This is a genomic window from Ruegeria hyattellae (assembly GCF_041537925.1).
In the GTDB taxonomy this organism is placed as follows: Bacteria; Pseudomonadota; Alphaproteobacteria; order Rhodobacterales; family Rhodobacteraceae; genus Ruegeria_C.
The window spans coordinates 488,252-500,494 of record NZ_JBGOSH010000002.1 but is presented as its reverse complement, the minus strand read 5'-3'; the positions used below and the strand labels follow the sequence as shown (position 1 = coordinate 500,494).

Sequence of the window (12,243 nt, the reverse complement as noted above, 5' to 3'; positions counted from 1 at the left end):
CGCGCCCGCTTTAATTGATCATGATCAGGACCAGCCGCGCTCCGACCTGCTCGACCACATCGACGACGTCGCGATACATGTAGTGGGTGTCCAGCGCATTGATGCGCACCGACATGGTCTTGTTACCCCAGTCGTCTCGTTCAGGGCCTGGATGATGTTGCGGCGCGCCTGTTCCTTTTTGTCGTGGGCGACCGCATCTTCGAGATCGAGGAAGATCACGTCGACATCCGACTGCGGGGTTTGACGAGCTCCTTAGAAGAGCGGAGTCAGTCGAGGCAAGGCAGGCGCGCAATGCCTTCAGCATCTCCGCGACCCCGTCTGCGATCCGGGCGGAGCGGGTATCAAAAAGATCAACTTAGTCCGACGGCGCCAATTCACGCCCGAACTTGCTGCATTTCAGCGGCAACCTCGCCGCCCTACCTGAGGTTTGCGATGCATCCATCTCTCGGGTTGTCGCAAATCCGTAGCTATCCGGCGTGCTGGCGGAACTCCAAGCGCGCCGAAATATGATGATCTTGGACGATCCAGACAAATTCAAATGTCCAAATCGGGAGGTGACACACGTGTCTGCCAGTGATGAAAATGCTATCAAGCCAAGCTTGGGAATGGCGTTGGTTCCAATTGTATTGACGCTGTTGGTTTTGGGAATTCAGTTATTCTATTTTGGTGATTTCACACCGCATATTCCATTGACGATCGGCATCGCGATCACCGGGCTTGTCGGGCTGAAGCTCGGCTACAAATGGCCCAGCATCGAAGAAGGGGCGTTCCACGTTATCAACATCTCGATGCCCTCGGTTTCGATCCTGATAGTCGTCGGCATGATTGTCGGGGTCTGGATTGCGAGCGGCACCGTGCCATCGTTGATTTACTATGGACTCAAACTTCTTTCGCCCGAGATTTTCCTGGCCGCCGGCATGATCCTGTGTTCGACCGTCTCAGTGTCGCTGGGCACGTCATGGGGTACGGTCGGGACGGTCGGCCTGGCACTCATGGGGATTGGTGCCGGTTTTGGCATCCCGATGTACTGGACTGCTGGCGCTGTTGTTTCCGGCGCATTCTTTGGCGACAAGATCTCACCGCTTTCAGACACAACAAATCTCGCACCCGCCGTCACCGGCACCAACCTGTTCGACCATATCCGCAACATGCTGCCGACCACAGTGCCCTCCATGCTGATCGCGCTAGCGATTTACTTTGTGGTTGGTTTCACGCTCATCGACACGTCGCAGGTGTCTTTTGAGCGCATCGACGCCATCACGTCCGCCCTGGACGATGCGTTCTGGATATCCCCGATCATGCTTGCGCCGGCGCTGCTGGTCATTGCGCTGGCGGTCAAGAAGCAGCCTCCCATTCCGTCGCTCTTTGCCGGTGCTGTCGTGGGCGGATTGATGGCAATCGTGTGCCAAGGCGCAACGATGCACGAAACCTTCACCTTCGCCAACAGCGGTTATTCCATCGACACTGGCGTGCCCGAAATCGACCCGCTTCTGAACCGGGGCGGCATCCAGTCGATGATGTGGACCATCTCTCTGGTTTTGCTGGCGCTCGGCTTTGGCGGTGCACTTGAAAAAACTGGATGTTTGCAGACGATCATCGAAGTTATTATTTCGCGGGTAAAGACATTCGCGGGCATCCAGACCTCGGCGATCCTGACATCGGTTGCCACCAACACGGTTGCCGGTGATCCCTACCTATCGATTGCACTACCGGGCCGCATGTACGCGCCGGTCTATCGTGGCATCGGCTATTCACCACTAAACCTGTCGCGGGCGATTGAGGAAGGCGGGACGCTGGTGTCACCGCTCATACCATGGAATGCAGGAGGGGCTTTTGTGATCTCGGCGCTCGCGCTGGGGATTGGTGACGGAAACTTCGAGAATCTGCTCTATATTCCACTGGCATTTGCCTGCTGGTTGTCGCCGGTGATCGGCATCTTCTATGCCATGACGGGACTGTTTTCGCCCAAATCGAGCGACGAGGAAAAGCAAGCCTGGCAGGACGCCGGGGAACCCATCGCAACAATTGGCGCATAAGTCCAGGGCGCGCCGGGTGTCGATAAGTCCCCGGCGTGCCTCGCTCCCCATGCGGAAGCAGACCTGATAGGATCAACTTATGAAAACCCGAAACTTTGTCCCCAAAGGCGCGGCCAGTTTTTGTGTTGACTATGATGGCCCGCCGAAAGACATCCACTTTCTGCTTTTGCCGAAACTGACGATGCTTGCTTTCAGTTCGGCAGTGGAACCTTTGCGGATTGCCAATCAGGTGGCCAACAAGGAACTCTATCGATGGTTTCTGATGAGCGAGGACGGCGAACCGGTCCGCTGCTCGAACGGGATCGCAATTATTCCAGATACCGAGATCCGGAACCTGCCCAGATCGAGCCTAATCTTCGTGTGCTCGGGAATCGAGCCGACCACGAGCACCAGTCCGAAAGTTCTCAACTGGCTGAGCCGTCAACGCGCCTTCGGGTGCCGGTTTGGCGGGATATGCACCGGTGCTTTTGCACTGGCCGAAGCGGGCCTGCTCAGGGATAGGGAATTCACACTACACTGGGAAAACCAGCCCACCTTCTCGGAGTGTTTTCATGATCTGCGGCCAACAACCAACCTCTACGAGATCGATCAGGATCTGATGACCTGCGGAGGTGGCAACGCCGCAATAGACATGATGCTTGAGATGATCGAAATAGATCATGGTAAGGATCTGGCCGTCATCGTGTCGGACATGTGCATTCATTTTAGGTCGAATAACCGCGAGGCACCGCAGAAATCGGCTTACTCCGTCGCTTTGAACAGTCGAAATCAGCACCTCATAAACGCAATGCAATACATGCATGAGGCGATAGAAGAGCCGATGGAGATCACCGAAATCGCCAAGCGGGCACAGATCTCGCGCCGTCAGCTCGAGCGGCTTTTTCAGATCTATGTTGGGATATCGCCCGTGCAGTTTTATGTCGAACTCAGAGTGGCCCGCGCCCAGGCGTTGCTCAATGAGACCACCATGCCCATCGCCGAAATCGCGGCGGCAACCGGGTTCAGCAGTGCCAATCGCCTGTCTCTGCGCTTCAAGGAGCGCTATGGCAAGACCCCTGCCGCATACCGTCGAAGTTGGACCACGCAGGAAAACCGCTAGAGTCCTGACGCTTCTGAACCTTACCTTTTCCATTGATGTCTCTGTCACCACCATTGGCGAAGTGTGATGACGCGGCGGTATTTGGCGAATGTCCTATTTCTCAAACCCACCTAATTTCCGGCCGCATGATCAGTTCGCTGTTGCGGCGGGCTCAAAGCGCAGCAGGCCTATTGCGACGAAATAGAAGCTGCAGCGGCACGATTACTACTAGTAATAACAGGAATGGAATTTAGAGCCACATTTTCGAGGGGCGATCGTTCTGAATCAGGATCTCGATGACGGACCAGTCATAGTCGATACCTGCCAGTTGGGCGGCGTTGCCCCCTTGTTTGATGCGGGGAAAAGTCAGGTTGATGCCGGTGTTCCGATGAATGAAGGTGCCGTCGCAACGGCAGTTGTCGTGCATCTGACATTCGCACTGTATGCAACCCACGAAGAGCTGTGCGGAACCATGAACCTACGCGACAATTCGGTCAGGAATCCGACCTATTCGGATGGGATTGTGCATGTTCCCGACAAGCCCGGAATTGGCGTTGTGCTTTCGATGATCGGATTGAATATATCGGATTGAATATACTGTGGCGATGCCCTGAACTAGCAGATTGACTTTACTCTTTCTGTCGAACTTCGTTCACCCAAGAAACAATTGTCGCGCGGGCGTCTTCATCCATTTGAACCGCGTTCGGCGGCGGCATGGCGTGGCTAATGCCGGCTTGAAGATAGATCTGGCTGGCCTGCCGCGCGACATCGCCGGGGGTTTCCAAGTAAACCCCCTTGGGGGCCCATTTCATGGAGCCCCAGACAGGTTCTCTGGCGTGGCACATCGAGCAGTTGCCGAGGACGGTATCATAGGCCTCTTCGAATCCGGCGGCTGAGGCAAATTTCTGCTCGTAGGGGGTCAGAGGTTCGGCTTCGGCTTCTTCCAAGGTCTGCGTCGGACGCACCGACGACAACCAGGCGATCAGGATCATCAGAAGGACTGTCACCGCCCATGTCCAATGTGGGCCGCTACCGGTAGCGTGCATGGTGTTGAAGTAGTGGCGGATCGTCACGCCCGTCAGGAAGATCAGGCTTGCGATTATCCAGGCATACTCCGTGGCGAAGGCCAGCGGATAATGGTTGGACAGCATCAGGAACACGACCGGCAGCGTTAGGTAGTTGTTGTGGGTCGAGCGCAGCTTGGCGATCTTTCCGTATTTCGCGTCAGGCGTGCGCCCCGCCTTCAGGTCTGCCACAACGATGCGCTGGTTAGGCATGATTTGAAAGAAGACGTTGGCAGTCATTATGGTGGCCGTGAAGGCGCCCAGATGTAGCAGCGCCGCGCGGCCTGTGAAGATCTGATCGTACCCCCAGGACATTACCACAAGGATGACGAACAGCAGCAGCATCAGCATTGTAGGCCGCTCGCCCAGCTTGGATTTGCACATATAATCATAGGCCAGCCAGCCGATGGTCAGGGAGCCTCCCGAGATCAGGATGCCCTGCCACAGCGACAGATCGACCTTTGTCGGATCGAGCAGGAACAACTCTCCACCGACCCAATAGATGATCATCAGCAAGGCCGCACCGGACACCCAGGTGATGTAGCTTTGCCATTTATGCCAGACCAGATGCTCGGGCATGTTCTCGGGCGCGACCAGGTATTTCTGGATGTGATAGAACCCACCCCCATGAACCTGCCACTCTTCACCGAAGGCGCCAACAGGCATGTTGGGCGCTTTGCGCAGGCCCAGATCCAGCGCAATGAAATAGAATGACGCGCCAATCCACGCCATCGCGGTGATGACGTGCAGCCATCGAACCGAGAATGCGATCCAGTCCCACGCAACAGCCAGATCATACATAGCAGATTCCTTCTATTCTCTCACCGAAGCACACTATGCGACCGCGCATTGTTCTGGTATCGTCGATGAATATCAAATAGCATCAAAAAAAACAAAACAATGTCCTATCTCGACAACATCAGAACCTTCGTCCGTGTCTATGAACTGGGCAGCATGTCGGCGGCGGGGCGTGATCTGCGTATCTCTCCGGCTGTGACATCGTCGCGCATTTCGCAGCTTGAGGAACATCTGAGTGTTAGGTTGTTTCAGCGCACGACGCGCAGCCTGACGCCGACCGAACAGGGGCAGGCTTTTTATAGCGGTGCCTGCGAGATTCTGGAATCCGTTGAAAGCGCCGAGGCACAGGTCGTCAATATTACGGAGTACCCAAAGGGTTCACTTTATGTGGCGGCCCCTCTGGGGGTCGGGCGCAGACTGATCGCACCACAGGTTCCGAACTTTCTGCAGGAATATCCGGAGGTCAAAATCAGGCTGCGCCTGACCGACCGCAATGTCGATCTGACGACCGAAGGACTCGATCTGGCATTTTTTCTGGGCCAGCCCGAAGACAGCAACCTGCGCATCCGCAAGATTGCCGATGTGGACCGGGTGCTGTGCGCCGCGCCCTCTTATATCGCGGAACGTGGCAATCCGGCGAATGGCGAAAAACTGGTGTCAGAGCAGCATGAATGCCTGAATCTGCGGTTTCCCGGTGCCACGGAGTTTCAATGGCCGCTGATGACGCCGGAGGGGCCCAAAAAATATCCGGTATCCGGTCGCTACGAGTCCGATGATGGCGATGTTCTGACCGATTGGGCGCTGGCCGGGAACGGGATTGCTATGAAACCGGTTTTTGAGGTTTCGGAACATATCAAATCTGGCGCCCTTGTGCCCGTCGCCGTTGAGACGCCACCGGATTCCATCCAGATGGCGTGCCTGTTCACACACCGGAAATGGCAGGACCCAAAAACTCGCCTGTTCATGGAATTTGTTATCGAACGGATCAGTAAGGTCGTCCGCGACAGTACGCTTAGGGCTCAACTGCCCCGATAGGTCGAGTACCCGAAAGGAGAAAGCAAAAGCGGTACGTGGTAATGCGACGCCTCTGACATGCCGAACCTGAGCGGGATGACATCGAGGAAACGCGGCGCCTCAGGATCCACGCCGCAGGCGTCAAGATATCTGCCGGCATGGAACACCAACTCGTACACTCCGGTTTCAAACGCATCTGCTGGCAGGATCTGCTCATCCGTGCGCCCATCATCATTCGTGACAAGAGTCTTGAGGTGAATGCGTGCTTCCCCATCGAGCCTGTAGAGATCGATCTTGAGACCTTGCGCCGGACAGCCACGCGCGGTGTCGAGCACATGTGTTGTCAAATATCCGGTCATTCGCGTTTCTCCTTTAGTGGTGTTGGTTTATAGGCCTAAGATTTGGCAAACTGCAAAACACTCCAAACAAGATACTCTTTCTCAAGTTTTTTGAAAAAATGTCGTATTGTTTTGGATTACAGAGGAATGAAGCTAAGAAGAAAGGCCTCAAGTGACCCGTTACCCCCGTGACATGACAGGATATGGTGCAAATCCACCTGCCGCTAACTGGCCCGACGACGCGAAGATCGCCGTACAATTCGTGTTGAACTATGAAGAGGGCGGCGAAAACTGCGTCCTGCACGGTGATGCCGCGTCAGAGGCGTTTCTTTCCGAGATCACCGGTGCACAGCCGTGGCCAGGTCAACGCCATCTGAACATGGAATCGATCTATGAGTACGGCGCGCGCGCCGGGTTCTGGCGCGTTCACCAGCTGCTAGGCGATTTGCCCGTGACCGTTTATGGGGTTGCGACCGCCCTGGCGCGGGCGCCGGAACAGGTTGCAGCGATGAAGGCCTCGGGCTGGGAAATCGCTAGCCACGGCCTGAAATGGGTCGAGTACAAGGATATGGCAGAGGAGGAAGAACGCGCGCAGATTGCCGAGGCAATCCGCCTGCACCGCGACGTGACGGGCGATGCGCCGCGCGGTTGGTACACAGGTCGCTGTTCGGCCAACACGGTCCGGCTGGCTTCCGAGACCGGCCAGTTCGATTATGTCGCCGACAGCTACGCCGACGACCTGCCTTATTGGACGCGCGTCGGCGCGCGGGACCAGCTGATTGTTCCCTACACGCTGGATTGCAATGACATGCGCTTTGCCATTCAGGCGGGTTTCACCAATGGGAATCAGTTTGAAAGCTACCTCAAGGACAGCTTCGACACGCTCTACGCAGAGGGTGCTGCCGGTGCTCCAAAGATGCTGTCAATCGGACTGCATTGCCGGTTGATCGGACGCCCCGGCCGAGTGGCCGCCTTGCGCCGAGTGATCGAGTACTTCAAATCCCATGAAGGTGTCTGGTTCGCGACGCGGCTGCAGATCGCACAGCACTGGGCAAAGGAGAACCCCCCGATGCAACATAGCCGCCCTTCCGAGATGGATCGCGAAACCTTCGTTGCCGAGTTTGGTGGTATTTTTGAGCACAGCCCCTGGATCGCCGAAGGCGCGCACGGATTAGAATTGGGCCCCACGCATGACACCGCCCGGGGCGTTCATCAAATGTTGGCACGCGTGTTTCGCGCCGCGCCAGAGGATAAGCGCCTCGGCGTATTGACTGCGCACCCGGATTTGGCGGGAAAGCTTGCCGAAGCCAAACGGCTGACTGCGGAATCCACGGCGGAACAGGCCTCAGTCGGTCTGGACGCGCTGACCGATGAGGAACGCGCAACGTTCACGCGGTTGAACGAGGCCTATACCTCCAAGTTCGGTTTCCCGTTCATCATTGCGGTGCGCGACAACACCAAGGCGTCGATCATGGAGGCGTTCGAACGTCGCATAGACCATGACCGCGCGACCGAACTCGACGCGGCCTGCAAACAGGTCGAACGCATCGCCGAATTGCGGTTGCTGGAGAAGCTCGGCCAATGACCAGACATCTCAAGGCCCAGCCCCTGACCGCGGCTGCATTTGCACCTTATGGCGATGTGATGGAGGCCAGCGGCGACCCGGACAAACTCATCAATCAGGGCAAATGTGGCCGGTTTCATGACCGGGCACGTCTTGATTTTTCGGATGGGGTGGCGGGCATCAGTATCTTCAAGGGAGAGAAGGAAAGCCTTCCTTTAACCCTGAAGATGGTCGAGCGGCACCCGGCGGGCAGTCAGGCCTTTGTTCCGATGTCGGCCGATCCGTTTCTGGTTGTTGTGGCCAGCGACGACAATGGCGTTCCGAAAGACCCGGTCGCTTTTCTTACCCAACCGGGTCAGGCGATCAATTTTCTCAGCGGCACCTGGCACGGTGTTCTGACCCCTTTGTCCGAACCGGGGCTGTTTGCGGTCATCGACCGGATCGGAGACGGCGCGAACCTTGAGGAACACTGGTTCGACACGGATTACGTAATCGAAAGATGAAAGTCGAAGTTGGCAGAGGAGCCAGCACAAAGCATCTTCACGGGAGGACCACCAACATGGCAGATGCATCTATCGGGACACCGGAACAGCTCCGCGACCCGAATTACACTCCGGCGCTCCACCGCGCTATCCCATTGGGCATACAGCATGTCCTGGCCATGTTTGTGTCGAACGTGACGCCCGCGATCATCATCGCGGGTGCTGCCGGTTTTGGGTTCGGGTCTGATGCGGGCGCGCAGGGCTTTCCGGACATGACCTATCTGATCCAGATGTCGATGCTGTTTGCGGGGGTTGCCACGCTCCTGCAGACCATCGGCTTTGGCCCGGTCGGCGCGCGGCTGCCGATTGTTCAAGGGACCAGCTTTGCCTTCATTCCGATCATGATTCCGCTGGTTGCGGGCAAGGGAGTCGAGGCGCTGCCTGTTCTGTTCGGCGGTGTTCTGGTAGGCGGGCTATTCCACGCTTTCATCGCGACGTTCATTGGCAAGATCCGCTTTGCTCTGCCGCCGCTTGTAACTGGGCTGGTGGTCACGATGATCGGTCTGGCGCTGGTGAAAGTGGGCATTCAATACGCCGCAGGTGGCGTGCCTGCAATCGACAAGCCGGAATATGGCAGCCTGCTGAACTGGTCGGCAGCCCTGGTCGTGGTCTTTGTCACGCTGGCGCTAAAATTCTATGCCAAGGGTATGCTGGCCGTGTCTGCGGTCGTGATCGGTATCGTCGTAGGGTATTTCTACGCCATGGCAATGGGCATGGTTACAGTCGAAGGAATTGCGACAAGCTGGGGCCGCGCGGCATCCGTCGCCTTTCCAGTTCCGTTCAAATACGGGTTTGAGTTCGGTTTTGCCTCGATCATCGGGTTCTGCCTGATGGCATTTGTCTCGGCGGTGGAAACCGTGGGCGATGTCTCGGGCATCACCAAGGGCGGCGCGGGGCGTGAAGCGACCGAAGAGGAAATCACTGGCGCAACATATGCCGACGGGATCGGGTCCGCGTTTGCCGGTGTCTTCGGAGGATTCCCGAACACGTCCTTCAGCCAAAATGTGGGTCTTATCGCCATGACTGGCGTGATGAGCCGCCATGTGGTTACCATCGGCGCGCTGTTCCTGATCCTGTGCGGATTGGTGCCAAAGGTGGGTGCCGTGATCCGGACGATCCCGATCGAGGTTCTGGGTGGCGGTGTGATCGTCATGTTTGGTATGGTTGTCGCTGCGGGCATCTCGATGCTGTCAGACGTGAACTGGAATCGCCGCAACATGGTGATCTTCGCGATCTCATTGTCCATTGGGCTTGGCCTGCAGCTTGACCCGAAAGCCGTGCAATACCTGCCAGACACGCTGCGCATCCTGATGACCAGCGGGTTGCTGCCTGCAGCTCTGATCGCCATCGTGCTGAACCTGATCCTGCCAGAGGAACTGTCTGACGAAGCGACCGAGGAGGTTTCGGGCGGTATGGCGGGGCATGGCGAAGGATCGCTACCGCATGACGGTCACGTCTGAGTTAGCTGGGTGTAGCACTTTGGCGCTACATCCATGTGCGCAAACAGAAAAGCGGCGCGGAAGGGGCGCCGCTTTTTATTCGTTTGGGGGTTTAGCTCTAAGGGCTTTCTAGATCAGAAGTCGACCTCGATGGCGATGCCCTTGGCAACCGCCAGCTCAACCACCGACGCGGCCACAGCGAGGTCCTGCAGGCCCACGCCGGTGCCGTCAAACAGCGTGATCTGGTCGTCAGAGCTCCGCCCGGCATGGGCTCCGTTTATTACCGCGCCAAGCTGTGCGACATCCGCCTCGGTGATCAGCCCGGCGGCAATTGCATGCTGGGCCTCACCGATGGAAATGGACTGCGCCACCTCATCCGTGAATACATCCACCTTGGCCAGCAAAGCAGTCTCGACCTCCTGCTTGCCTTTGGTGTCGGTGCCCATACAGGCGACGTGGGTGCCCGGTGATACATGATTTGCCATTAGCGAAGGGGAGAAGGCTGATGTGATCGAGATGATGACATCGGCCTCGGTCATACCGTCAAGCTGCACCGCCTCGAAGGGCAGGCCTGCTTCGGAAGCCACCTTTTCAATATTCGGCAGCATCTCGGGGTGGAAATTCCAACCGATGACCTTTTCGAAATCGCGCTGCTCAAGGGCGGAGCGGAGTTGGAACGCCGCCTGATGACCGGCCCCGATCATCCCTATGACCGAGGCGTCCTGACGGGCAAGATGCTTGATCGACACCGAAGAGGCCGCCGCCGTACGCAGAGCGGTCAGAAGGTTGCCGCCGACCATGGCCTTGGCCTTTCCCGTGTCGGGATCGAACAGGAAAACGGTCGATTGGTGATTGATGATCTGACGCTTTTCAAGATTGTTCGGCCAGTATCCGCCCGCCTTCAACCCCAGCGTCAGACCGGCCTGATCGAACCCGCCCTTGAAACCATAAAGCGCGTCTTCGTGGCCGATCGCTTCGCGGACCACGGGAAAGTTATAGGCGTCTCCGGCGGCCATGGCCGCAAAAACTTTTTCGACCGCATCAAAGGCGGCCTCGCGCGTCATGAGATCGGCGATCTCGCGCTCGGGGACGATTAGCATATGTGTGCTCCTTGTCGTGAAAACTCGTGCGCCCGCGTGCATACCTTGGGTGGCCATTGCACGCGGGCGTCTTGATCCGACAACCTGCCGGACCCCCTGTTTCGATCAGTACGTCTTGCCGCGCGCGGAGACCGGCCAGAGCGTTTCGACCTTTCCGTTCCGAACCCCGACATACCAGTCGTGCACGTTGCAGGTCGGGTCACAGTGGCCCGGCACCAGCTTGAGCTTGTCATTGACCTTGAGCACGCCGTCCGGGTCAGCAACCACGCCATGCTCGTCTGAGCATTTGACGTATTCGACATCATCCCGGCCATAGATGGTCGGCAGGCCGCTATCAAGCGACTGGGCCTTCAGACCCGCATCGACAATGGCCTTGTCGCTTTTTGCATGGCTCATCACGGTGGTCAGAATGAACAGCGCATTCTCCCACTCGCCCTGATCGATGCGCTTGCCGTCCTTGTCCAGAATGCGCCCGTAATCGGCGTCCATGAACGCGTAGGAGCCGCATTGAAGCTCGTTATAGACGCCGGAGCTACTCTCGAAATAGTAGGACCCCGTGCCACCGCCACCAACGATATCGCAGTCTAAACCCTGCGCCTTGAGGGCCGTGACCGCGTTCGCGACCTGTGCGACGGCCACATCGAGCTTGGCTTTGCGATCCTCATAGCTGTCCATGTGCTGCATAGCGCCCTGATAGGCTTGGATGCCTGCAAATTTCAGCCCTTCGGCGGTGTCGAGCATCTTGGCGATGTTGACGACTTCTTGTGTGGTCGTCACACCGCAACGGCCCGCGCCGCAGTCGATCTCGACCAATACTTCGATCTGGGTGCCATGTTTGACGGCAGCGGCAGACAGAGCTGCGACGTTCTCCGGATCGTCCACACAACACAGAACCCGCGCGCCCAGATTTGGCATCCGCGCCAGCCGGTCGATCTTGATAGGATCAGTCACCTGGTTGGAGACCAGAACATCCTTGATGCCGCCACGGGCAAAGACCTCGGCCTCGGACACTTTCTGACAGCACACGCCGACAGAGCCCCCCAGCTTTTCCTGCAGCTTGGCCACATCGACGGATTTGTGCATCTTGCCATGCACCCGGTGGCGCATGCCGTGGGTTTTTGCATAATCGCCCATTTTCTTGATGTTGCGTTCCAGCGCGTCCAAATCCAGAACCAGGCAAGGTGTCTGGATGTCGGCCTCGTCCATGCCGGGCAGGGCAGGAACGTCAAAGCCTACTTCGAGGCCTTTGAAATCTGTTTGTGCGTTCATT

The 12,243-nt window shown here is 57.4% G+C and carries 12 protein-coding genes and 1 pseudogene; 7 read left to right on the top strand and 6 right to left on the bottom strand.

What is annotated here, in order from left to right; all coding sequences use genetic code 11:
- Window positions 1-16 precede the first annotated feature (16 nt).
- Window positions 17-234: pseudogene (locus AB1E33_RS06320) on the bottom strand (aldolase/citrate lyase family protein); the annotation flags it as partial.
- A 275-nt stretch (window positions 235-509) separates the two neighbouring features.
- Between AB1E33_RS06320 and nhaC the strand changes: the two are divergent.
- The gene (nhaC, locus tag AB1E33_RS06315; RefSeq protein WP_372576629.1) at window positions 510-2,036 is read left to right on the top strand and encodes a Na+/H+ antiporter NhaC; all 1,527 of its coding nucleotides are present in this window, start codon (window positions 510-512) and stop codon (window positions 2,034-2,036) included.
- A 79-nt stretch (window positions 2,037-2,115) separates the two neighbouring features.
- On the top strand, window positions 2,116-3,135 hold the full coding sequence (locus tag AB1E33_RS06310) for a GlxA family transcriptional regulator (protein WP_372576404.1): 1,020 nt from the start codon (window positions 2,116-2,118) through the stop codon (window positions 3,133-3,135).
- Window positions 3,136-3,364: 229 nt separating this feature from the next.
- On the opposite strand, the gene AB1E33_RS06305 is transcribed toward AB1E33_RS06310, so the two are convergent.
- A complete protein-coding gene (locus tag AB1E33_RS06305) occupies window positions 3,365-3,541 on the bottom strand; it encodes a hypothetical protein (protein ID WP_372576637.1) in 177 nt (58 codons plus the stop codon).
- Here AB1E33_RS06305 and AB1E33_RS06300 point away from each other — a divergent pair.
- Window positions 3,461-3,706 carry a hypothetical protein gene (locus AB1E33_RS06300; RefSeq protein ID WP_372576403.1) on the top strand — a complete coding sequence of 82 codons (246 nt, stop codon included), beginning with the start codon at window positions 3,461-3,463 and terminating at the stop codon, window positions 3,704-3,706. The genes AB1E33_RS06305 and AB1E33_RS06300 overlap by 81 nt on opposite strands.
- A gap of 37 nt (window positions 3,707-3,743) precedes the next feature.
- On the opposite strand, the gene AB1E33_RS06295 is transcribed toward AB1E33_RS06300, so the two are convergent.
- On the bottom strand, window positions 3,744-4,979 hold the full coding sequence (locus AB1E33_RS06295; protein ID WP_372576402.1) for a urate hydroxylase PuuD: 1,236 nt from the start codon (window positions 4,977-4,979) through the stop codon (window positions 3,744-3,746).
- 99 nt (window positions 4,980-5,078) lie between these two features.
- Between AB1E33_RS06295 and AB1E33_RS06290 the strand changes: the two genes are divergently transcribed.
- A complete protein-coding gene (locus AB1E33_RS06290) occupies window positions 5,079-6,011 on the top strand; it encodes a LysR family transcriptional regulator (protein ID WP_372576401.1) in 933 nt (310 codons plus the stop codon).
- On the opposite strand, the gene uraH is transcribed toward AB1E33_RS06290, so the two are convergent.
- Window positions 5,996-6,349, bottom strand: a complete 354-nt coding sequence (uraH, locus tag AB1E33_RS06285; protein WP_372576400.1) for a hydroxyisourate hydrolase — start codon at window positions 6,347-6,349, stop codon at window positions 5,996-5,998. The two genes, AB1E33_RS06290 and uraH, sit on opposite strands and share 16 nt — an antisense overlap.
- Window positions 6,350-6,500: 151 nt before the next feature.
- Between uraH and puuE the strand changes: the two genes are divergently transcribed.
- From puuE to AB1E33_RS06270, 3 genes are read left to right on the top strand one after another with little or no spacing between them, the layout of a single operon-like run.
- A complete protein-coding gene (gene puuE / locus AB1E33_RS06280; protein WP_372576399.1) occupies window positions 6,501-7,913 on the top strand; it encodes an allantoinase PuuE in 1,413 nt (470 codons plus the stop codon).
- Window positions 7,910-8,395 carry an ureidoglycolate lyase gene (locus AB1E33_RS06275; RefSeq protein WP_372576398.1) on the top strand — a complete coding sequence of 162 codons (486 nt, stop codon included), beginning with the start codon at window positions 7,910-7,912 and terminating at the stop codon, window positions 8,393-8,395. The genes puuE and AB1E33_RS06275 overlap by 4 nt, the downstream gene beginning before the upstream one ends.
- A gap of 56 nt (window positions 8,396-8,451) precedes the next feature.
- Complete coding sequence (locus AB1E33_RS06270) at window positions 8,452-9,894, top strand: nucleobase:cation symporter-2 family protein (protein ID WP_372576397.1); 1,443 nt, start codon at window positions 8,452-8,454, stop codon at window positions 9,892-9,894.
- Between the two features lie 113 nt (window positions 9,895-10,007).
- On the opposite strand, the gene bhcD is transcribed toward AB1E33_RS06270, so the two are convergent.
- Both bhcD and bhcC read right to left on the bottom strand, forming a co-directional pair.
- Complete coding sequence (bhcD, locus tag AB1E33_RS06265; protein WP_372576396.1) at window positions 10,008-10,973, bottom strand: iminosuccinate reductase BhcD; 966 nt, start codon at window positions 10,971-10,973, stop codon at window positions 10,008-10,010.
- 105 nt (window positions 10,974-11,078) lie between these two features.
- The gene (gene bhcC, locus AB1E33_RS06260; RefSeq protein WP_372576395.1) at window positions 11,079-12,242 is read right to left on the bottom strand and encodes a 3-hydroxy-D-aspartate aldolase BhcC; all 1,164 of its coding nucleotides are present in this window, start codon (window positions 12,240-12,242) and stop codon (window positions 11,079-11,081) included.
- Window position 12,243 lies beyond the last annotated feature (1 nt).

Coding starts and splice junctions, on each gene's coding strand:
- uraH (WP_372576400.1), bottom strand. CDS start 6,349: ATGACCGGATATTTGACAACACATGTGCTCGACACCGCGCGTGGCTGT.
- AB1E33_RS06295 (WP_372576402.1), bottom strand. CDS start 4,979: ATGTATGATCTGGCTGTTGCGTGGGACTGGATCGCATTCTCGGTTCGA.
- AB1E33_RS06275 (WP_372576398.1), top strand. CDS start 7,910: ATGACCAGACATCTCAAGGCCCAGCCCCTGACCGCGGCTGCATTTGCA.
- AB1E33_RS06305 (WP_372576637.1), bottom strand. CDS start 3,541: ATGCACGACAACTGCCGTTGCGACGGCACCTTCATTCATCGGAACACC.
- nhaC (WP_372576629.1), top strand. CDS start 510: ATGATCTTGGACGATCCAGACAAATTCAAATGTCCAAATCGGGAGGTG.
- AB1E33_RS06270 (WP_372576397.1), top strand. CDS start 8,452: ATGGCAGATGCATCTATCGGGACACCGGAACAGCTCCGCGACCCGAAT.
- AB1E33_RS06290 (WP_372576401.1), top strand. CDS start 5,079: ATGTCCTATCTCGACAACATCAGAACCTTCGTCCGTGTCTATGAACTG.
- bhcC (WP_372576395.1), bottom strand. CDS start 12,242: ATGAACGCACAAACAGATTTCAAAGGCCTCGAAGTAGGCTTTGACGTT.
- bhcD (WP_372576396.1), bottom strand. CDS start 10,973: ATGCTAATCGTCCCCGAGCGCGAGATCGCCGATCTCATGACGCGCGAG.
- AB1E33_RS06310 (WP_372576404.1), top strand. CDS start 2,116: ATGAAAACCCGAAACTTTGTCCCCAAAGGCGCGGCCAGTTTTTGTGTT.